At 69.6% G+C, this 20,842-nt stretch carries 19 protein-coding genes and 1 pseudogene; 13 read left to right on the plus strand and 7 right to left on the minus strand.

What is annotated here, in order from left to right; all coding sequences use genetic code 11:
* Window positions 1–39 precede the first annotated feature (39 nt).
* The 5 genes from ectB to folE all read left to right on the plus strand — a co-directional run bounded on the left by ectB (window position 40) and on the right by folE (window position 4,159).
* Window positions 40–1,299: a diaminobutyrate--2-oxoglutarate transaminase gene (gene ectB, locus ACQUQD_RS03830; protein WP_428950487.1), complete on the plus strand. Its 1,260-nt coding sequence runs from the start codon at window positions 40–42 to the stop codon at window positions 1,297–1,299.
* A 55-nt stretch (window positions 1,300–1,354) separates the two neighbouring features.
* Window positions 1,355–2,356 (plus strand): isopenicillin N synthase family dioxygenase, encoded by a 1,002-nt coding sequence (locus tag ACQUQD_RS03835; RefSeq protein ID WP_428950488.1) that lies wholly within the window; start codon window positions 1,355–1,357, stop codon window positions 2,354–2,356.
* 55 nt (window positions 2,357–2,411) lie between these two features.
* Complete coding sequence (gene queD / locus ACQUQD_RS03840) at window positions 2,412–2,774, plus strand: 6-carboxytetrahydropterin synthase QueD (RefSeq protein WP_428950489.1); 363 nt, start codon at window positions 2,412–2,414, stop codon at window positions 2,772–2,774.
* A 190-nt stretch (window positions 2,775–2,964) separates the two neighbouring features.
* The gene (locus ACQUQD_RS03845) at window positions 2,965–3,573 is read left to right on the plus strand and encodes a 7-carboxy-7-deazaguanine synthase QueE (protein ID WP_428957446.1); all 609 of its coding nucleotides are present in this window, start codon (window positions 2,965–2,967) and stop codon (window positions 3,571–3,573) included.
* Window positions 3,574–3,580: 7 nt separating this feature from the next.
* The gene (gene folE / locus ACQUQD_RS03850; protein ID WP_428950490.1) at window positions 3,581–4,159 is read left to right on the plus strand and encodes a GTP cyclohydrolase I; all 579 of its coding nucleotides are present in this window, start codon (window positions 3,581–3,583) and stop codon (window positions 4,157–4,159) included.
* Between the two features lie 161 nt (window positions 4,160–4,320).
* Here folE and ACQUQD_RS03855 read toward each other — a convergent pair whose 3' ends face one another.
* Window positions 4,321–4,869, minus strand: a complete 549-nt coding sequence (locus tag ACQUQD_RS03855) for a helix-turn-helix transcriptional regulator (protein WP_428950491.1) — start codon at window positions 4,867–4,869, stop codon at window positions 4,321–4,323.
* A 768-nt stretch (window positions 4,870–5,637) separates the two neighbouring features.
* Here ACQUQD_RS03855 and ACQUQD_RS03860 point away from each other — a divergent pair.
* From ACQUQD_RS03860 to ACQUQD_RS03885, 6 genes and pseudogenes are all read left to right on the plus strand, one after another.
* A complete protein-coding gene (locus tag ACQUQD_RS03860) occupies window positions 5,638–6,918 on the plus strand; it encodes an ATP-grasp domain-containing protein (RefSeq protein WP_428950492.1) in 1,281 nt (426 codons plus the stop codon).
* Window positions 6,911–8,146, plus strand: a complete 1,236-nt coding sequence (locus ACQUQD_RS03865; RefSeq protein ID WP_428950493.1) for an MFS transporter — start codon at window positions 6,911–6,913, stop codon at window positions 8,144–8,146. Before ACQUQD_RS03860 ends, ACQUQD_RS03865 begins: the two co-directional genes overlap by 8 nt.
* A gap of 139 nt (window positions 8,147–8,285) precedes the next feature.
* Entirely contained in the window at window positions 8,286–9,335 is a 1,050-nt protein-coding gene (locus ACQUQD_RS03870) for an amino acid ABC transporter permease (protein ID WP_428950494.1), read from the plus strand.
* Complete coding sequence (locus ACQUQD_RS03875; protein WP_428950496.1) at window positions 9,332–10,096, plus strand: amino acid ABC transporter ATP-binding protein; 765 nt, start codon at window positions 9,332–9,334, stop codon at window positions 10,094–10,096. The genes ACQUQD_RS03870 and ACQUQD_RS03875 overlap by 4 nt, the downstream gene beginning before the upstream one ends.
* Window positions 10,097–10,142: 46 nt before the next feature.
* Entirely contained in the window at window positions 10,143–11,108 is a 966-nt protein-coding gene (locus ACQUQD_RS03880) for an ABC transporter substrate-binding protein (RefSeq protein ID WP_428950497.1), read from the plus strand.
* 176 nt (window positions 11,109–11,284) lie between these two features.
* A pseudogene (locus ACQUQD_RS03885) lies at window positions 11,285–11,466 on the plus strand (transposase); the annotation flags it as partial.
* A 375-nt stretch (window positions 11,467–11,841) separates the two neighbouring features.
* On the opposite strand, the gene ACQUQD_RS03890 reads toward ACQUQD_RS03885, so the two are convergent.
* From ACQUQD_RS03890 to ACQUQD_RS03905, 4 genes are read right to left on the minus strand one after another with little or no spacing between them, the layout of a single operon-like run.
* The gene (locus ACQUQD_RS03890; RefSeq protein WP_428950498.1) at window positions 11,842–12,300 is read right to left on the minus strand and encodes a MaoC family dehydratase; all 459 of its coding nucleotides are present in this window, start codon (window positions 12,298–12,300) and stop codon (window positions 11,842–11,844) included.
* A 48-nt stretch (window positions 12,301–12,348) separates the two neighbouring features.
* Window positions 12,349–13,872, minus strand: coding sequence for an acyl-CoA synthetase (locus ACQUQD_RS03895; RefSeq protein WP_428950499.1), 1,524 nt, complete (start codon window positions 13,870–13,872; stop codon window positions 12,349–12,351).
* Between the two features lie 11 nt (window positions 13,873–13,883).
* Window positions 13,884–14,765, minus strand: coding sequence for an amidohydrolase family protein (locus tag ACQUQD_RS03900; RefSeq protein WP_428950500.1), 882 nt, complete (start codon window positions 14,763–14,765; stop codon window positions 13,884–13,886).
* 33 nt (window positions 14,766–14,798) lie between these two features.
* Window positions 14,799–15,710 (minus strand): SDR family NAD(P)-dependent oxidoreductase, encoded by a 912-nt coding sequence (locus ACQUQD_RS03905; RefSeq protein ID WP_428950501.1) that lies wholly within the window; start codon window positions 15,708–15,710, stop codon window positions 14,799–14,801.
* Between the two features lie 112 nt (window positions 15,711–15,822).
* Here ACQUQD_RS03905 and ACQUQD_RS03910 point away from each other — a divergent pair, with 112 nt between their 5' ends.
* Window positions 15,823–16,695 carry a PaaX family transcriptional regulator gene (locus ACQUQD_RS03910; protein WP_428950502.1) on the plus strand — a complete coding sequence of 291 codons (873 nt, stop codon included), beginning with the start codon at window positions 15,823–15,825 and terminating at the stop codon, window positions 16,693–16,695.
* A gap of 46 nt (window positions 16,696–16,741) precedes the next feature.
* On the opposite strand, the gene ACQUQD_RS03915 is transcribed toward ACQUQD_RS03910, so the two are convergent.
* Together ACQUQD_RS03915 and ACQUQD_RS03920 are read right to left on the minus strand one after the other, a co-directional pair.
* Window positions 16,742–18,214 carry an amidase gene (locus ACQUQD_RS03915; RefSeq protein WP_428950503.1) on the minus strand — a complete coding sequence of 491 codons (1,473 nt, stop codon included), beginning with the start codon at window positions 18,212–18,214 and terminating at the stop codon, window positions 16,742–16,744.
* Between the two features lie 176 nt (window positions 18,215–18,390).
* The gene (locus tag ACQUQD_RS03920) at window positions 18,391–18,972 is read right to left on the minus strand and encodes a TetR/AcrR family transcriptional regulator (RefSeq protein ID WP_428950504.1); all 582 of its coding nucleotides are present in this window, start codon (window positions 18,970–18,972) and stop codon (window positions 18,391–18,393) included.
* A gap of 115 nt (window positions 18,973–19,087) precedes the next feature.
* On the opposite strand from ACQUQD_RS03920, the gene ACQUQD_RS03925 reads away from it, so the two are divergent.
* The gene (locus ACQUQD_RS03925) at window positions 19,088–20,773 is read left to right on the plus strand and encodes a CocE/NonD family hydrolase (RefSeq protein ID WP_428950505.1); all 1,686 of its coding nucleotides are present in this window, start codon (window positions 19,088–19,090) and stop codon (window positions 20,771–20,773) included.
* Window positions 20,774–20,842 lie beyond the last annotated feature (69 nt).

The following is a 20,842-nucleotide window of genomic DNA, read 5'->3' on the forward strand; positions in this document are numbered from 1 at the left end:
CACCCGCCTCGACGCGGGGGTATGCACGAAGGACATCTGATGAACGTGTTCGAACAGATGGAATCCGAGGTCCGCAGCTACAGCCGTACCTGGCCAGTGGTGTTCGACCACGCCCAGGGAAGCTGGCTCTACGACGAGGACGGCCGCCGCTACCTGGACTTCTTCGCCGGCGCCGGCGCACTGAACTACGGCCACAACCCGCCCGTTCTGAAGAGGGCCCTGATGGACTACATCGCCAGGGACGGGATCGCACACTCCCTGGACATGTTCACCGTCGCCCGGCGCCGTTTCCTGACCACGCTCCACGAGACCGTCCTCGCGCCCAGGGCACTGGACTACCGCGTGGTGTTCCCCGGCCCCGGGGGAACGAACGCGGTCGAGGCCGCACTCAAACTCGCCCGGCGCGTGACCGGTCGCACCACCGTGGTCGGCTTCACCAACTCCTTCCACGGCATGACGCTCGGCGCCTTGGCTGTGAGCGGCAACGCCGCCAAGCGGGCCGCGGCCGGCGTACCACTGGGGCATGCCGTCTCCATGCCCTACGACGGCTACCCGGGCAGCGCCCCCGAACTTCTGGACCGCATGATCGGCGACAGCGGGAGCGGACTCGACAAGCCCGCCGCCGTGATCGTCGAGACGGTGCAGGGCGAGGGCGGGGTACAAGCCGCGGAGGACGACTGGCTGCGCGCTCTGGCAGCGGTGTGCCGCCGCCACGGGGTGCTGCTGATCGTCGACGACGTGCAGATGGGCTGCGGTCGGGTCGGCCCGTTCTTCAGCTTCGAGGACGCCGGCATCGTGCCGGACATGGTGTGTCTGTCCAAGTCGATCGGCGGCTACGGCCTGCCGCTGGCGCTGACGCTGATCCGCCCCGAACTCGACGTCTGGAAGCCCGGCGACCACAACGGCACATTCCGTGGTGTGGGCCCGGCGTTCGTGACCGGCGCCGCCGCACTGCGTGCCTACTGGTCCGGCAACGACCTGGAGAAGGCTGTGCGGCGGTCCGGCGAACGGCTCGCCAGCGCGCTCGGTGAGATCACCCGTGGGCACCACGACGGCGTGCCCACCGTGAAGGGACGGGGCCTGGCCGCGGGGCTCGACTTCCGGTCCCACGGTGACAGGGCCGGCGCCATCGCGGCCCAGGTGTCCGCGGAGGCGTTCCGGCGCGGGCTCCTGGTCGAGACATCGGGAGCGGACGGCTCCGTGGTCAAGCTCTTGCCGCCGCTCACCGTCTCCGACGCCGAGTTGGACCAGGGCGTCGACATCCTCGGAGCGTCCGTCGACGCGACTCTTCACGGCTGACGAGAACGAACACCGCACCGTACGAGAACACCGCACCGTACGAAAGGAGCCCCCCATGAACAGCGCCATCCCGACCGTCGACCTCGGCGCCTGGCCCACCGCCTCCGACCAGGAGCGGCAAGCCACCGCCACGGCACTGGACCTGGCCCTGCGCGAGACCGGCATGTTCCTGCTGAAGGGACACGGCGTGCCGCGCCGGGCGATGGACGAACTCCGCGCACAGGGACGGGAGTTCTTCGCTCTGCCGCGCGAGGCGAAGGAGCCCTGTGCCATCGGCGCCCCGTACGAGAGCGGCTGGCTGGAGATGCATCCCGGCGGAGGTGTGGGGGTGCCTCGCGAGGAGGGCGAGGAGCCGATGGCGGCGCCCGACCTGCACGAGTCCTTCTACGCCGGCCCCGCGTACCGTTCGGGCGACGAGGCGATCGACCGCTACTGCTACCCGCGCAACCGGTGGCCCGACGCGGTGCTGCCCGGACTGCGCCGGGCCACCGAGGCCTACACCGCTCACATGGAGCGCGTGGCTCGCGGCGTGAACACACTGTTCGCCGAGGTGCTGGGACTGCCCGGGGACTTCTTCACCCGCCGTGCCGGTCACGCCACGTGGACCCAGAACGTGAGCTGGTACCCGTCACTGGCCACCGTGGGTGCGGTGGCGAGCGGGCAGCTGCGCAACGGTCCGCACACCGATCTCGGCGCCTTCACCATCCTCAGCCGTCAGCAGGGCGTGGGCGGTCTGCAGGCCTGGAACGAGGCCGACGGCTGGTTCGCGCCGCCGTACGACCCCGAGGCGCTGGTGGTGAACCTCGGCGATCTGATGGAGCTCTGGACGAACGGCCGCTGGCGGGCGCTGCGCCATCGCGTGCTGGCGCCCAGTCCGAGCGCCCCGCACGAGGAACTGCTGTCCTTGGTGTTCTTCTTCGAGTCCGACCCCGACACGCTCGTCGAGCCGCTGGCCCCGCCGGTCGGCGGGGACTCCGCATTCGCTCCCGTCATCTCGCGCCGCTCGGTGCTGGAGAAGCTCGGTGTCCTCCCCGACGCCACCGCGTCCTTCTCGTGAGCGCCCCCGGCCACCCGGGGCGCCCCGTCCTCAGAAGAAAGGTCTCCCTCCCGTCATGACCCTGCGTATCACCAAGCGTTTCGAGTTCTCCGCCAGTCACCGGCTCGACGGCCTGCACGAAGACCACCAGTGTGCGCGGCTGCACGGCCACAACTACGCGGTGGAACTCGAACTGAGCGCCGAGCAGCACGAGTTGACGCCGGTCGGGTTCGTCCGCGACTACGGCGACCTCTCGGTGTTCAAGAAATGGCTCGACGACACTCTGGATCACCGCCACCTCAACGACGTCGTCGACCAGAACCCGACCGCGGAGAACCTGGCGGTGTGGATGTACGCGCAGTGGGAGAAGGACTTTCCCGAGCTGACCTCGGTCCGCGTCTCCGAAACGCCCAAGACGTGGGCGGAGTACCGGCCCTGACCTCCGGGCCCGCTCCTTGCAGTCCTCGCCCTCACCCGCAACCGGCGCATGCCCGAACTGAAGAGGAGGTGGTGCCCCGTGGAACCGGAACTCGTCGTCAACGAGATCTTCGGCCCCACTTGAGGCCGTCCAAGGAGAAGGACGGTCGCTCGGCCGCAGATGCGGCTTCCTGCGGCTCGGCGGCTGCAACCTGTCCTGCCGCTGGTGTGACACCCCCTACACGTGGGACTGGCAGGGCGTCAGCGACAGCGGCGTCAGCTACGACCCCAAGGTCGAGTTGCACCGGCGGCCGGTCTCCTCGGTCGCCGAGGAGCTGACGGCTCTCGGGGTCGACCTCATCGTCATCTCGGGCGGGGAGCCACTCAGTCAGCAGGCACGGTTGCTGCCCCTGGTCGAGACGCTGCTGGGCGCGGGGATGGAGGTGGAGTTCGAAACCAACGGAACCCGCGTCCCGGACAGCCGGCTGGTGCGGCCGGGTGTGCGTTTCAACGTCTCGCCGAAGCTGGCGCACTCCGGAGATCCGGCCCGACGGCGCATCGTGCCGCAGGCGCTGCGCCAGTTCGCCACCACGCCGGGCACCACGTTCAAGTTTGTCTGCCGCACCGTCGCGGACCTTGACGAGGTGAGTGTGCTCGCCGCCGACTTCGGCATCGAATCCGTCTGGGTCATGCCCGAGGGACAGAGCCCGGACGACATCGACAAACACATGCAGGAACTCGTCTCCTCGGTCATCGACCGGGGATGGAACGTGACCACCCGGCTGCACACGCTGGTCTGGGGACACAAGAGAGGTGTCTGAAGTGACCATGAACACTGTCGAACCGCGGACCGGGGACGAGGAGAGCGGGGACGATCCGCTGGTCGATCTCGCGCACCGGCTGCTCAAGGAGATCGGTGAGGATCCCGATCGGGACGGGCTGCGGCAGACGCCCGAACGCTTCGCTCGCTGGTGGCGCGAGTTCGTCGACTACGACCCCGGGACCATCGACACCCTCTTCGAGACCACGACCACCAGCCAGATGGTGGTGGTCTCTGACATCCGGGTGTGGTCGCTGTGCGAGCATCACCTCCTGCCCTTCAACTGCTCGATCGACATCGCCTATCGCCCCACGAGCCGCCTGCTGGGCCTCTCGAAGTTCGCCCGCGTGGCGCACCGCCACGCTCACCGCCTTCAGGTGCAGGAGCGGCTGGTCACCGGCATAGCCCAGGAGGTGGCGGACGTCACGGGCGCCCGGGACGTGGCGGTGCTGGCCAAGGGCGAACACCTCTGCATGACGATGCGCGGCATCAAGACGAGCGCCGAGATGACGTCGACCGCGTTCCTGGGCGCGTTCGGCGACGACAGCGCGCTGCGCGGTGAGTTGCTGGCGCTCCTGCGGTCCTGACACGTCGCCGGGCTCCCGGCCTGCGGCGGTCCGCGGCGGACCTCTTGGTTCGTCGTGGACCGCCGCAGGCCGTTGTCGCCGACCTGCCGGCGCACCTGTCGGGGTCACACGTGTGGGCTCTCACGTGGGGCGGCGCTTGTGCGGAAGGTCGGGGCGATCCGTCACAGGTAGCCCTCGCGGATCGCGTAGGCCACGGCATGTGCCCGATTGCGCAGGTGCAGGCGTGTCATGGCATCGTGCAGGATCCCTTTGATGGTGCGCTCGGAGTAGCTGAGCTTCTCGGCGATCTCCTTGGTGCCCAGGCCGTGCGAGACCAGCTCCAGGACGTTCAGTTCGCGCCCCGTGGGACGGCCGGTCGCCACGGTGCTCAACACCGTCCCCTGCGCTTGGCGTTCGAGGTGGGCAAGGAGCCGGTGCAGGAGGTCTCCGGGCATGTCTCCCTCGTTCCTGGCCGTCGCCTCGATCGCCTTCACCAGCCGCGCGGGGGTGGCCTGGTGACGCCAGACGACGGAGGAGATCCTGGCTTCGATCACCAAGTTCAGCCGCTCCTCGTCCAGTTCGCCCGCCACCAGCACGACGCGTTTGCCGTAGTCCGTGGCCAGCTTGCGGAGTTTGGCGACGGACTCCGCGTCCAGCTCGTGGTCCAGCACCAGCGCCACGGCCTGGGTGGGATCGTCGAGAGTTCGGCTCGGATCGGATATCAGCGTCATGGAAGGCCGGTGCCCTATGTGGGCGACGACTCCGGCACGGGTGAGCGGGTCGCCCCCGTGCAGAACGACGGAGATGACAGACGCCGGTCTTTGTGCCATGTGGTCGGTCGGCTGCTCCTGCAGCAGGCGAAGAGGTGCGTCGCTGCACAGGGTGGGGTAGCGCCGAGACATGTACGTCCTTTGCTTTCAAGTGGATCCGGTGAATCCCCCGTACTGCCCGCAGATGCTAGGCGCCGACAGCCCCGTAGTGGACTGGCGACTGATGGTTACCTTTCAAGTTGACGTGAAACGTCGGATCGTGGCTGGAAGTGTTGGATGACCTCACCACAACTGCCCTGCCGCAAAAACCCGTTAGCCCTATCAGTCTTGGTCATATGCACAGCCGCACGGTGCCGCGGAGTTTGATTTCCGTTGGTTTCGGGTTCCTTGAGCACACATTTTGCGCCGCCCCGAATCCGGAGCGACGCAACTTCCTGACACCAGGGTCATCGTCGGCACGCCTGCTCGACAGCGTTGTCATCTTGCCCGGACGACCGGCCGTCGAACCTGTGCGTGCGCCCCCGAGACGGCCGGCTGCATTCCGGCCGGTGGCAGAAATCCGGATGCGGCCTTAAGGGCGGGGGCTTCTGCACGAGCGGGCAGTCGTACCGCCCTTTCAGACCGTCTCCGGGTACGTGCCCCCGGGCTCCGCCCAACCGACAGAATTCCCGGACAGCGCAGGGCCGTTCGCGAGAGCGGCGGCCGTCCGAGCATCGAGGAGAGGCGCCCATGACCATCAGCGCACCCGCGATCATCCTGATAGACCCGGTGCGGCAGGGACGGCCCTTCAAGGCGGCTGCCCGTGACCTCGGCTTCTCCGTCGTCTCCCTCTACACACACGACTACCTGGCCTCCCTGTCCGGGCACGCGGAGGGTGACGATCTCAGTCTGTACCCGGCCGACCCGCACGAGGCGCACCGCCTCATCACCGCCGCCGGCGTCGATGCCCGGGCCGTGGTGCCCTGCCTGGAGGCCGGGGTCCACCTCACCGATGTGCTGGCCGACCGGCTCGGCCTGCCGGGCAACGACCACACCCTCGCCTGGGCCCGCCGGAACAAGGCAGCCATGCGTGAGCACGCGGCACAGGCAGGCGTCCGGATCCCGGAGTTCCGGCTCGTCCGTTCGCGGAACGACATCGCGGCCGCTGCGCACGAGGTGGGCTTCCCCGTGATCGTCAAACCCACGCTGGGGGCAGGGTCACAGGGCGTGCGTGTCTTCTCCACCGCCGCCGACCTCGACGCCCAGGGCCCATCCGTCACCCACGACGTGTACCGCGAGCCCGTGCGCGAATGGCTCGTCGAACGCTACGTGCGGGGGCGCGAGTTCGCCGTCAACTTCTTGAGCGCGCACGGCGAGCACCGCCTGGTGGACATCTGGGAGTACCTGCGGCCCGACGACGCCGACTACGACTTCCCGCTGTGGGACATCGTCCAGATCGGCCCGGAGCACCCCGACTTCGCCCGTGTCGAGACCTACACGCGCGGCGTGCTGACCGCCTTCGGCATCCGGCGCGGTCCCAGCCACACCGAGGTCAAGTGCGCCGACGACGGCGAGTTCCTCATCGAGGTGGGCGCGCGGCTGTCCGGGGGCCCCGCCGTCGACCTGTGGATCGCGCACGGCGGACTGCGACCCTTCCACGACACGATCGCCTGCTACCTCGGGCAGCGCCCGGCGCTTGTCGAGAAGCCCGTCGTCTTTCCCGTCCGGTTCGGTTCTGCCGTCGTGCACAACGAGCAGGGCCCCGGCCCGCTCGTCGCGGTGCACGGGGCCGAGGAGGCGGCCCGCCTGCCCGGAGTCGACAGCGTGGAACTCGGTTACGCGCCGGGCGAGCACGTACCCGCCACACACGACAACGTCAGCATCCCCTTCAGCGCCGCGGTGCACGGTCCCGACTCCGACGCGGTCCTCGCGACACTGGCCCGCATCAGGTCCCTGGTGCGGGTGGAGACGCGGCCCGCCGCAGCCGTGGACGGCACCGACGCCGCGACCGCGGCCTCCTCACATGCCTGAACCGATGTCCCCGGACTCATCGGCCCACACCTCCACGCCCGCACACCCGCCCGGGGGCCTCGTGGCCACCTACCGGGAGATCCTGGCCGCCCCGGGGGCCACCCGGCTCGCCGTTGCCAGCCTGGTGTCCAAGTGGCCGATCAGCATGTTTCCCGTCAGCACGCTGCTGTTCGTCTCGCCGGTCTACTCCTACGCCCAGGCCGGCGCCGTCGTCGCGGTGATGCTCGCCACCAACGCGGCCGGCAGCCCGGCTCGCGGCCGCCGTCTCACCCGGCACGGAGCACCCGCGGTGCTACGGACCTGTCTGGCCGGTTATCTGGCCGGGCTGACGGGGATCGCGGTGGCCGCGGCCGTCTCCGCGCCTTTCGCGATCGTCCTCGCCGCAGCGGCGCTCATGGGCACCTTCTTCCCGCCGGCCAGCATTCTGCTGCGCTCCCACTGGACCGCGGTGGACCGCGGCCGCGGCCGCTCCTCCGCCAACGCCCTGGAATCCGCCCTGATGGACCTGTCCCTGATCACCGGTCCCCTCATGGCCAGCTGGCTCAGCACCTCCCTCAGCCCCGTGCTCCCCCTGGTCCTCATCGGTTTGCTGATGACGCTCGCGATCGTCCTGCTGTCGGGTCTGGCGGACCACGCGACGCCGTCCGCGCCGCTTCCCCGGCACGGACGCCGTCTGGGGGGCGCTGCGCTGGTGAGCCTGTTCGGCGCACAGTTCTTCTTCTGCACGGCCCTGGCGGCCACGGAGGTGTCGCTGCCCGTCTACGCGCAGCAGCAGAACGCGGCCGCCTACAGCGGCCTGCTCCTGGCGGGCCTCTCCCTGGGCAGCATCATCGGCGCTCTGGTTCTGGGCAGACTGCCCGGCTCCGGCATCACCCGGCTGCCGGTACTGCTCCTGCTGCTGGCCACCGGTACGAGCGCGATCGGCGCGGCCATGTTCCTGGGCCCCCTGGCGGTGGCCGCGGTCAGTGTCCCGGCCGGCCTCGCCACCGGTTCGGTCTTCGCCCGCTTCTTCACCGACCTCGGAGCGGCGACACCGCCCGGCGCCGACCACGAGGTACAGGGCTGGGCCAACAGCATGACCACCGTCGGATTCGCCGCGGGCTCCTTCGGTGGGGCCGCACTGGCCGATGCGCTCGGCACACCGGCCCTCCTGCTCTGCTCCCCCCTCGCCGCCGCCGTGGCCGCGTCGCTGGCGACATGGTCCGCGACGGCCCGGACCCGGACCTGAGGCGACCCGCGGACGGCCGTGCGGTCCCCTCCCCGCAGCCGCCGGGAGCACCGCCGCGCGAAGGCCGCACACCACAGACCACGGACCGGCACGAACGCCGGTCGCTCCCGCACCACCGGCAACCGACAAGGAGTACGCCATGGCACGCCGAACCGATCCCCCGCCCACGGAGGGGGCGCCTCGCCGGAGCGACGCCGACGCCGTCACACGTACCCCCGACCCCGTCGCAGACCGCGCCGCCGAAAGCAAGACGCTCGACGGGACCGAGACGCTTCACGTGGTACCCGCTCGTCACTGCGCCCGCTGGGTCGCGTCCCTCGCTGTCCTGGTGCTCACGGCACAGTTCACCCACGGCCTGCTCACGAACCCGGTCTGGGAGTGGCAGGTCTTCGCGTCGTACCTGCTGTCCGAGGCGATCGTGAACGCGGTCGCCGTGACCCTGCAACTCACCCTGTACGCCACACTGTTGGGCTTCACGCTCGGCACGGTGCTCGCGTTCATGCGGCTCTCGCACAGCCCCGTGCTGCGGACGGTCGCCTGGACGTACATCTGGGTCTTCCGCTCCATCCCGATGATCGTGCAGCTCGTCTTCTGGTTCAACCTGGGCGCTCTGTACCGGGAGTTGGGGGTCGGCATCCCCTTCGGCCCCGTTCTCGTCTCGGTGGACAGCAACACGCTCATCGGCACAATGGGAGCGGCCGTCATCGGGCTGTCACTGCACCAGGCCGCCTACTGTGCGGAGATCGTGCGAGGCGGTGTCATCGCCGTGGACCGCGGGCAGTGGGAGGCCGCGGCCGCCCTGGGCATTCCCCGCCTGCGCCAGATACGCCGGATCATCCTGCCGCAGGCCCTGCGCTCCCTCCTGCCCACGGCCGTCAGCGAGATCATCAGCCTCCTCAAGGGCACCTCGGTGGTCTACGTCATGGCCATCGGCGAGCTGTTCTACCAGGTGCAGGTCATCTACAGCCGCAACAGCCGGGTGATCCCGCTCCTGCTCGTCGCCACCACGTGGTACGTGGCCCTGACGTCCGTCCTGTCGGTGGCCCAGTACTACGTGGAGCGGCGGCTCGCCCGGGGCCTCGACCGCACTCCGCCACCCACTCCCCTCCAGCGCGCACGGCGTGTTCTGCGCGACCTCACCTCTGGCTCGCGTCAGCGCGACGCCCTGGCGATCGGCAGCCCCCGATGAGCGACCTGACCGTGGACGTGCGAGGCGTCCACAAGAGCTTCGGCACCCTTCAGGTCCTGCGCGGCGTGGACCTTCAGGTGCGCACCGGGGAAGTGGCCGCCCTTCTGGGGCCGTCGGGCTCGGGCAAGTCGACGCTGTTGCGGGTGGTGAACCATCTGGAGCGGGCCGATCAAGGGTGGGTCACCATCGACGGCGAGCTGATCGGCTACCGCAGATCCGGCACACGTCTTCACGAACTCGCGGAGAAGGAGATCCTGCGGCAGCGCGCGAAGGTCGGCTTCGTCTTTCAGAACTTCAACCTCTTCCCCCATCTGACCGTCCTGGAAAACCTCATGGAGGCGCCTCTCGCCACCGGGCGGGCACGTCGCGCGGAATGGTCGGCACAGGCGCACGCGCTGCTGGAGCGGGTCGGCCTCGCGGACAAGGCCCACACGTATCCGCGCCGGCTGTCCGGCGGTCAGCAGCAACGGGTGGCGATCGCTCGGGCGCTCGTCCTGAAGCCGAAAGTGCTGCTCTTCGACGAGCCCACCTCGGCACTCGACCCCGAACTGGTCGACGAAGTGCTCGACGTCATCGAGGACTTGGCCCGCGCCGGCACCACGATGATCGTGGTCACGCACGAGATCGAGTTCGCCCGGCGGGTGGCCGACACCATCGTCTTCATGCACGACGGCGTCATCGTCGAACAGGGTCCCCCCTCCGCGGTCCTGGACGACCCGCGGCACCCGCGAGCTCGCTCCTTCCTCTCCAAAGTCCTGTAGCACCTTTCGTCCTGCAGTCCCGCTCTCGAAGCCTCAAGGAACACGTGTGTCTCGTCTCTGCTCCGTACGGGCTCTGGCCGTGTCGCTCTGCCTCACGGCTCTCGCCCTCTCCTCCTGTGCCAACCCTCCGGACGCCGACTCCCCCAATGGCAGGGCGTCCGACGGCGTCGGCGACATCAGCAAGGAAGCCGGCCTCCGCCCCCTACGCACGCACCGGACCGAAGCGATCGCCTCGACGGTTCCGAAGGCCGTCCGGGACCGAGGGACTCTGGAGGTCGTGACCTTCGCCGGTCTCGCGCCTCCCCTGAGCTTCTACGCGACCGACAACAAGACCGTCATCGGCATGGAGCCGGATCTCGCCCGCCTCGTCGCCGACGTCCTGGGGCTCGACCTCCGACTGCACACGGTGTCGTGGGAGAACATGTTCGTCGGCCTGGACAGCGGCAAGTACGACGTGGCCATCGCCAACATCACCGATACCGAAGAGCGCAAGCGCAAGTACGACTTCGCCTCCTACCGCCAGGACAAGGTGGCCTTCGAGGCGCTGAAGGGGAGCGACCTGACTGTGCGGGGCCCGAAAGACGTGGCAGGCCGCACCGTCGCGGTGCATCCGGGGACCAACCAGGAGAAGCTGATCACGCGGTGGAGCAAGGACAACACCCGCGCGGGCAGGAAGCCGGTGACCGTCAAGTACTACCAGACCCAGAGCGATGTCTACCTGGCCCTGCGCTCGGGCCGGATCGACGTCTACCTCGGCTCCAATCCGTCGGTGGCCTACCACGTCGCCGATGCCGGCCAGACCGAGATCGTCGGCACCTACTCCGGGGCGGGGCCCGGCCGCGAAGGCTGGATAGCCGCCACGACCAAGAAGGGCAACGGGCTCGCCACTCCCCTGAGCCGGGCGATCAGCGAACTGATCGACAACGGTACCTACGGCAAGGCCGTCAAACGCTGGCACTTGGCAGGCGAGGCGGTCACCGCATCCCAGGTCAATCCCCCGGGACTTCCGTAGCGCGCCACCTCAGTCCTCACCAAGGGCCGCATCGGAGACGGTGACGGGCAGGGCCATGGTCCTGTCCGGACCCGCACCGGCCGAGGGCAAGCAGACTCGGGGAGGGGTTGACCGGATCCTCTCAGGCCCCACTGACAAGCAGCTTGCTCAGATGCCAGTACCGGGTCGTGCTCCTGATGCCGGCCGAACCAGTGCGTGGACGGCGGTGCGCTGCGCTGACCAACGCCGCACGTTGGAAGCGATTGCGTGGAAGTACCGCACTGGTTCGCTCTGGCCGGACCAGCGTCAACTCCATGCATTCCAGACCGCTCACAAGCGCCCGCTCCGCTGGGCCGCCGGTGGGGCCTGGCAGCGGATCCCCGGTGCCCCTCACCCTCTGTCCCGGGAAGCCGGCGTCCGGGAGCCGACCATCCACCCCATCCGGTCCCGCTCGCTCCCTCCTCTCCCCTCCCCGGCACGTCAGCCGCAGTATGCCCGGTACCGGCGCCGCCAGACCAAAATCCGGACCAACTCCGGACCAGCCCTCGACCGAAGGCTGCGCCAACTACCGTTTTGCCTGGTCGACATGGGGGCAACTGCTGTACCACCAGCAGACGAAGAACCTTGTTACTCGTCACGGTGACGTGCCGGGTTCTGAAGCTCGCCCGACAGCCCTACGAACCGCTGGCTGAAGAGGCCGGTGACCAAAGCCGGAACGAAATGGCACCATCTGAAACGGCACTGCGGCGTACCGCTAAACGTAGTGGCGGTACACCGCCTGTGCGACGCACGCCGGCTTGGCGCCGCCCTCGGCCTCGACAGTGAACGTCAACCGCATCTGCACCCCGTCGCCCTTGACCTCCTCGACGGAGTCGACGGTCCCGTGCAGCCGGATCTTGGCGCCGACAGGGACCGGACTCGGGAAACGGACCTTCTCCAGGCCGTAGTTCACGCTCATGGTGATGCCGGAGATCTCCAGCAGGTCGCTGAACATCGGGATGATCAGGGACAGGGTGAGATAGCCGTGGGCGATGGGACCGCCGAAGGGGCCGGCCGCGGCCCGCTCGGGGTCGGTGTGGATCCACTGATGGTCTCCTGTGGCGTCGGCGAAGGTGTTCACCCGGTCCTGGGTGATCTCCAGCCAGGCCGTACGGCCGAGGTCGCGGCCGCCCAGTGTTCTGAGCTCGTCGAGCCCGCGCGCGGTGGTGGGCATGAGGGGTCCTCTCGAAAGGCAGATGAGTGAGGGGGTGCTGCGGCTGGCTCAGGAGAGCTGATCGCTCGCCTGCAGCCGAGGCTTGATGATCTTCCCGGAGGCGGTTCGGGGCAGCGCGTCCGTGAAGGCGAGCGATCTGGGGATCTTGTATTTGCCGAGCCGGCCGTGCAGGAAGGCCAGCAGGTCCTGCTCCCGTGCCCGGGCACCGGCCTTCAGAACGACGACCGCATGCCCCACCTCGCCCCAACGGGCGTCCGGTACGCCGATCACGGCGCACTCCTCGATCGCCGGGTGGGCGAGCAGCGCGTTCTCGACCTCGGCCGGGTAGACGTTCTCGCCGCCGGAGATGAACATGTCCTTGACCCGGCCCGCGATGTACGCGAAACCGTCGCCGTCGAGACGGGCCAGGTCGCCGGTGCGCAGCCAGCCGTCGTCGGTGAACGCGTCGGCCGTCGCCTCGGGCCGTCCCCAGTAGCCGGTCATGACGTGGGGTCCCTGGACGAGGATCTCGCCGGTCTCCCCTTCGTCCGCGTCCCGGCCGTCGGGCAGTACGACGCGCATGTCGGTGAAGAAGTGCGGGACGCCGGCGGATCCGGCCTTCTCACGGACCTGCTCCCTGTCCAGGTAGAGGACGCCGGGGGCGGCCTCCGTCAGTCCGTAGCCCTGGCTGAACGACAGACCGCGCGCCAGGTAGGCGGCGATGGTGCGGTCCGGGACGGGTGCGCCCCCGCAGTTGAGGTGGCGCAGGCCGGAGAGGTCGGCGCTCGCCCAGCCGGGCGCAGCCGTGAGCGCGTCGTACATGGCAGGGACGCCGAACAGGTAGGTCACCTGCCGGGTCTCGATCAGTTCGAGGACGCGGTCGGGGTCGAACGCACCGAGCAGGACGACTTTCCCGCCCTTGAGGATGGTGGGCAGGCACGTCATGTTGAGGGCGGCGGTGTGGAAGAGCGGGGCGGTCACCAGGGTCACCTCGTCGCCGGCGATGTCGGTGTCGACCAGGACGTTGACGCTGTTCCAGACGATGTTGCCGTGCGAGAGGACTGCTCCCTTGGGGCGGCCGGTGGTGCCCGACGTATACATGATCATGCAGGGGTCGTCGGGTGACACGAGCTCGTCCAGGTGCAGGTCGGACGCGGCGGCGAGCAGTGTCTCGTACCCGAGCGCGTCCGCGCACGGTGCGCCCAGGGTGATGCGGTGGTGGACCCCGGCCCCGGTGGCGGCCGTTTCGGCGGTCTCGGACAGCTCGTGGGAGTGGACGAGCACGCGACTGCCGGAGTCGGTGAGGTTGAAGGCGAGTTCGGGAGCGGCCAGACGGGTGTTGAGCGGCACGAACACCGCGCCGAGCGCGCCGACGGCGAACAGGGTCTCCAGGAACGACGGATGGTTGGGGCCGAGATAGGCGACGCGGTCCCCGCGCCGTACGCCCAGCTCCCGCAGCGCGTCGGCCAGTCGCAGGACACGACGGTGCAGTTCCGCGTACGTCCACTGCCGGTCCTCGTGGACGACGGCGACGCGGTCGGGGGTCTTGCGGGCCCGGCGGGCCGGCCAGGAGCCGATGCCTTGGTCGAGCATGGTGACCCCCTTCAGTCCTTGCCGAGACCCAGCAGGCGGGCGGCGTTCTCCTTGAGGATCTTCGGTCGCACCTCGGGCTTGATGTCGAGCCGCTCGAAGTCCGCCAGCCAGCGGTCCGGCGTGATGACGGGGTAGTCGGAGCCGAAGAGGACCTTGTCCTTGAGCAGGGTGTTCGCGTAGCGCACCAGCTGCGGCGGGAAGTACTTCGGCGACCAGCCGGACAGGTCGATGTGGACGTACGGCTTGTGCGTGGCCACCGCGAGCGCCTCGTCCTGCCAGGGGAACGACGGGTGGGCCAGGATGATCCGCAGCTCCGGGAAGTCCACGGCGACGTCGTCGACGAGCATCGGGTTGGAGTACTTCAGGCGGATACCGCCGCCTCCGGGCACGCCGGCGCCGATGCCGGTCTGCCCTGTATGGAAGAGGGCGGGGACGCCGAGTTCTTCGATGGCCTCGTACAGCGGGTAGGCCAGGCGGTCGTTCGGGGCGAAGCCCTGGATGCTCGGATGGAACTTGAAGCCGCGCACCCCGTACTCCTCCACCAGGCGCCTGGCTTCGCGCGCGCCGGCCCGTCCCCGGTGCGGATCGATGCTGGCGAAGGGGATGAGTACGTCGGAGTGGGCGGCGCAGCTCTCGGCGATCTCTTGATTGGCGATGCGCGGATGCCCGGTGGCGTGCTCGGCGTCGACGGTGAACACCACGGCGGCCATCCGCCGCTCCCGGTAGTACGCGGCCATCTCGTCGATGGTCGGCTGCCGGTGTCCGTGCGCCTTGAAGTAGTCCGCCGAGGCTCCCAGCAGGTCGGGGCTCAGGGCTGTGTGGCCGTCCTTGGAGATCTCCGCGTGCGTGTGTACGTCGATCGCGACCAGTTCGTCGAGGTTGGGCGACGTCATCGTCGGCTCACCTTTCGTCGTACGAGTGTGAGGTCAGGCCCCGACGGGCTTCGGGGCGGGAATGCCGTAGGTCTGCGGCTCGCGGCCGACGGACACCGGCCAGGCCGCGGCGATCGCGTCGGCACTCCAACCTCCCTCTGTGTAGGCGCTGTTGACCTCCTGCGGGTGTGACCACAGGGCCAGCTTGTCGCCGCCGATGCCGATGCACTGGCCGGTGACGTCGGAGGCGGCGTCGGAGGCCAGGTAGACGACGAGCCCCGCGACGTCCTCGGGGGTGCCGAAGCCCTCGCCCTTGCGCAGCTGGTCCGGCAGCGGCTCGCCACGCGTCTCCAGGGCGTCGACGTGAGCGGCGAACGCGGGGATGGTGCGGGTCATTCCGGTGGCCGCGACCGGTACCAGCGCGTTGGCGGTGATGCCCGCCTTGGCCAGCTCCATGGCCCAGGTACGGGTCATGGCGGCGATGCCGGCCTTGGCCGCGGCGTAGTTGGTCTGCCCGAAGTTGCCGCGCTGGCCGGCCGGGGAGCAGGCGGTGATGATGCGGCCCCCCTCTCCCTGCTCGCGCATCCGCACGGCTGCGGCCCGGGCGCAGGTGAAGGTGCCCCGCAGGTGCACGTCCACGACGGAGTCGAAGTCGTCGTCGGACATCTTCCACAGCACCCGGTCCCGCAGGATCCCTGCGTTGGTGACCATGACGTCGAGGCGGCCGAAGGCGTCCACGGCGCGCGACACCAGCGCCTCGGCGGCTTCGGTGCCGCCGACCGGAACGACTTCGGCGACCGCGCGTCCGCCGGCGGCGGTGATCTGCCGGACGGCCCGGTCGGCGCTCGCGGCGTCCACGTCGTTGACCACGACCGCCGCGCCGGCCGCGGCCAGTGCCGTGGCGTAGGCGAGTCCGAGTCCCTGCCCGCTGCCGGTGACGACGGCGACCTTGTTCGACAGATCCATGTGCACGGTCCTTTGTCGGAGGGAGGGGGGATGACGCGTTTGACGTTAGGCAGTTCTACGACTGTCGTCAATACTCTGCCGAACATTAGAGGGAAGCCCTACACTGACGCCCGTGACCAGGACAGACGTGAATTCCGTGAGGGACGAGGAGGACGGGCCCGCGACCGCCGCGCGCCCGCAGTCGCTGATGCTCAGTTTCTTGGGCCTCTACGTTCTGGGGCGCGGCACCGCGGTCTACTCGGGCAGCGTCATCGATGTGTTCGCACGTCTGGAGGTGTCCGAGGACGCGGCGCGCTCCACGCTGGCCCGTATGGTCAAGCGCGATCTGCTGGTCCGTCACCGGCGGGGCCGCAAAATGTACTTCGGGCTCACCGAGCGCGCCGTCGACGTGCTGCGGGACGGTCACGACCGGATCTGGAGCGGCTCGGTCGTCGAGCCCGACTGGGACGGCACCTGGACCCTGGTGGGTTTCTCGCTGCCCGAGAGCCGGCGCAGCCTGCGCCACGATCTGCGCTCGCGCCTGGTGTGGGCCGGTTTCGGTCCGCTGCAGAACGGGCTGTGGGCGGCACCCGGCCGGATCGATGTACCCACCGTCGTCGCCGGGCTCGATCTGGACCGTCATCTCAATGTGCTGCGGGCCCAGGCGGCCGAGCCGACCGAGGCGGCACACCTACTCGACCGGGCCTTCGACACGGCCGCCATCGCCGCGCGCAGCCGCGCCTTTCTGGCGGCGTGGGACACGCCCCGGCCGATGCCGGCCGCGCCCGACGATCTCGCCCGGCAGTTGCTGCTGCACACGGACTGGCTCCAACTGGTGCGGTCCACACCACGGTTGCCCGCGGATCATCTTCCGGAGGACTGGCCCGCGGTCCGCGCCGAGCAGGTGTTCCGGAAGTTGTCCGCCCAGTACGACGGCCCTGCCGGGCAGGTGGCCGACGCCGTCCTGGACGTTGTTCCCGCCGACACGGCCGCCGGTCCGGTCTGACGGTCGCAGGGTCCCGAACGGGCTCGGCCCGAACGGGACCGGCCCCTCATCCCCGGCCGAGCGGAAGCGGCGGTCGCAGGTCGGGCGCGCCGTCCTCGATGACCTGTGCGGCATCGAGGATCCGGTCCTCCGCGAAGCGTCCGCCGATGAGCTGGACACTGACCGGAAACCCGTCGTCGAGGATCGACGGCACCGTGACGGCCGGGAACCCCAGGACGGGAACCGCGGCCATCGGCCACTGGGCGGCGACGAGTTCGGCAGCCCGCTCCGGTCCCGCGATGTCGGCGTCCTGCTCGAACGGCAGCTCGGCGGAGACCGGGGTGAGCAGGATCCGGTCGCTGCCCAGGAGTTGCTGGAGCCGGGTGACGAGTGTGGCCCGGCGCGCCCAGCCCTGGATGTAGGTCTCCAGCCCGGGGCGCTCCCCCCACTCGTTCGCCGCCGCGGCGAAGGAGTACGCGAGCGAGGTGCGGATGTCCTCGTCGCCGACCTTCTCCACCAGCGGCAGCATGGGCCGGAAGTCCTCGTAGATGAGGAGTGACCAGATGCGCGCGGCCTCCGCCAGCAGGGGAAGTCCGTCCAGCTCCTCGACCTCGTGGCCGGCGGCGGTGAGCCGGGCGACGGCCTCGTCGATGGCCCGCTCGACGGCCGGATGGTTCTTGACCGTGCCGATCCCCCGCACCACGGCGACCGCGGCCTTCACTCCTTGCGGCAGACGGGCGGGCGCGACGGGTATGCCGACCGGATCGCGCAGGTCGGGCGCCGTCATGACGTCCAGCGCGAGTCTGGCGTCGGCCACGGTCCGGGCCAACGGCCCCTCGACCGCGCACATCTGGACGGTGGGCGGGAAGTCGATCTGCACCCGGCCGGCCGGGGTGTCGGCGTACGCGGGCGGCATCCATCCGGAGACCCGGCCGACGGTGGGCCGGATGCCGACGACTCCGCAGCAGGCGGCTGGATAGCGGATCGAGCCGCCGATGTCGTTGCCCTGCGCGATCGGCGTCATGCCCGCGGCAACGCTGCTGGACGCGCCGCCGCTGGAACCGCCCGGCGTGCGCTCCGGATCCCAGGGGTTGAGGGTGCGGCCGTGCAGGTCGTTGGTGGAGAACCAACGGTAGGAGAAGGAAGGGGCGTTGCTCCGGCCGAGGAGCACGGCGCCGGATTCGCGCAGCGCCGCCACGCACGCCGCGTCGTCCTGCGCGGGAGGTCCGGCGAGAGCGGCCACCCCATGGCTGGTGACGTGGCCCCGCTGATCCGTGTTGATCTTGGTAGACACCGGTACGCCGTGCAGCGCGCCGAGTTCGGCCCCCGCGGCGACGGCCTCGTCCGCGCGGCGGGCATCGGCCAGCGCCTCCTCGGGGCGCAGGTCGACCAGGGCCGCGAGGCGGGGGTTGGTCTCCTCGATGCGGTCCAGGCAGGACCGTACGACGTCGACGGACGAGACCTCGCGGGTACGGATCGCCGCCGCCAGATCGGTGGCCGTGCGCTGCCACAACTCGGCTGCGGGGTGCTGGTTTTCCATGATCGCCTCTCACCTCTGAGAAGGGGGGTGCCCGCGCCTCACGAAGAACCGGCCGCGTGCGGGGAGAGTCGGAGGAGGACCACTCCGACCAGAAAATGCAACGGCGTCATACAACAACGTTGCATCGCGTGCTCAGACTCATCCCCCACCAGCGGGTTGTCAAGGCCACGAGCCCGTCAGGCCTGCTTCCCCGACCCCAGCAGCTCCACCGCGGCGAGAACGGTGCGCGTCCCGCGCTCGGACGTCCAGCCGTCGGGGTCCTCCAGCGTGGAGAGCCAGTAGCCGCGGAAGAGCAGATGCAGGATGTCGGCGGCCAGTTCCGGCGCGGGAGTTCCCGCTTCGGCGACGACCTCGACCAGTTCCGCGTGCTGGGCGCGGGCCACCGTGCGGACCTGCTTCAGCTCGGTCCCGGCGCCCGACCCGGCACCGACGATCTCCATCAGCAGGCGCCGCATGACCTCGTCGTCGTCCGCGGTCGTGCACATCCAGCGGGCCAGCGCCGGCAGCCGCTCCGGCCCGCCCACCCCGTCGAGCAGCTCCTCCACTTCCCGGCCCCACTCCCGCTCCGCGCGGCGCAGCGCGTTGACCATGAGATCGGCGCGACTGCGGACGTAGTTGGTGACCATGGCCGTCGATCCACCGAGCTTCTCGGCGACGGCCCGGATGGTCACGGCACGCACCCCTCGCTCACGGGCCACGTCGATGGTGGCGGCAGCGATCTCGTCGAGCCGCCGCACTGCGTCTACTTCGATCGGCATGTCATTGACCTCAAGGGGTTGTCGACGGGTGTTGACGAGGTGAAGAACAGCTGCAATGTTGTCATACAACAGCGTTGCACAACACTGTTGTATTTCATTTGGCTGGAGATGCCCCATGCCTTTTCCCTTCGAGCGGATCAGCGCGGCACCGGTCCCCGAGGACGCCCGGCAGTACATGGTCCGTATGCGCGACGGCGTGCGCCTGGCCACCGATGTCTATCTCCCCGCGTCGGACGAGGGCGCGGGAACGGTCCCCGCCGTCCTGGTCCGCCTCCCCTACGACAAGAACAGCCGGTACGTGTATCTCGACCGGGTGGCCCGCCTCTTCACCGCCCGCGGCTATGCCGTGGTGGTGCAGGACGTGCGCGGCAAGTTCCGCTCCGGTGGCAGCACGGTGCCCTTCCTGCGTGAACCACAGGACGGCTACGACACCCTCGAGTGGATCGTGCACCAGCCCTGGTCGGACGGCCGCGTCGGCATGTTCGGCGACTCCTACTACGGGTTCACCCAGTGGGCCGCCGTCGCGGCGCAGCACCCGGCGCTGCGCGCCATCGTGCCGCGCGTGACCGCCGCGGACTTCAACACGATCTGGCAGCCCGAGGGGCAGCGCGCACCGGTCTGGCTGGAGGGCGTCGAGTACTTCGCCCACCACTGGGTGGACAACGAGTCCTACGAGTACGCGATCGACCGTTCCCGACGGCCCGTCATCGAGCAGTACGAGGAGGCCTTCCGGGCGATCGGGGCGCGCTCGCTCTGGTTCGATCTGCTGGCCCCCCGACAGGCGGGTCTGTCCACGCAGCCCGGCCTGCATCCGTTCGACGCGCGGCCCGTCCCGGTGCTGCACTGCGTCGGCTGGTTCGACAACATCGTCAGCGCGCACATGCGGGACTACATGGAACTGGCGTCCCGGCCCGGCTGGGACGCGGTCCAGTACCTGTGGGCCGGTGCGGTCGACCACGAGAACTACCGCCTGGCGCAGGCTCCGGTCTCCGCCGAGAACGACCACAACACCGACGAGGGCGCCCTGGACCGGATGCTGCCCGACTACGCGAACCCGGCCATCGAGTTCTTCGACGTGTTCCTCAAGGAGGTACGTCCCCTCTCCTCGCTGTCCAAGGTGAGCTGGGAGCTCGGGCACTCCGGCTGGCGCACCTCGACCAAGTGGCCACCGCCCGACAGCACCGAACGCACCTTCTGGCTGGCCGATGCCGTCCGTGCGAGCAGCCCGCTGCCGGGCGGTTCACTGAGCGACCACCCGGTCGACGAGGGCGCGACCGTGCGGTGGACGCACGATCCCGACGACCCGGTCCCCTCGGCGGTCGACGACTCGTTCGCCTATCTGCGCGTCCACCCCGACCTGTCACTCATGGTCGGGCGGGAGGACGTCCTCGCCTTCTCCGGTCCCGTGCTGTCGGAACCTCTCGACCTCGCGGGCCCGGTCGTCGTGGGACTGCATGTCACCAGCACCGCCGAGGTGTTCGACGTGTTCGCCAGGGTCGTCGATCTCGCTCCGGACGGGCAGGCCCGGCTCGTCGCCCGTGGCCAGATCTCGGTGCACGCGAGTGAGGCCGCGGACGAGATCCGCGTCGAACTCGGGCACACCGGCTACCGGTTGCGGCCCGGTCACCGGCTGACGCTGGTCCTGGCGAGCAGCGATCATCCGCTGTTCCTGCCGGCGCCGGGCACCGGGGAGAACCCGTGGACAGCGCTCACCGCGAAACCGAGCGTGCAGACCCTGCACGTCGGCGGAGTACGCCCTTCGCACCTCACCGTCACGGTCGTGCCGCCGGCCGCTCCCTGAGCCGTCCGCACACCCGACGGTTCACCCGCACCACCGCGCGACCCCGCGCCAAGGAATCCACCGCAGCGA

This window comes from Streptomyces sp. cg35 (genome assembly GCF_050410835.1).
Taxonomy (GTDB): Bacteria; Actinomycetota; Actinomycetes; order Streptomycetales; family Streptomycetaceae; genus Streptomyces.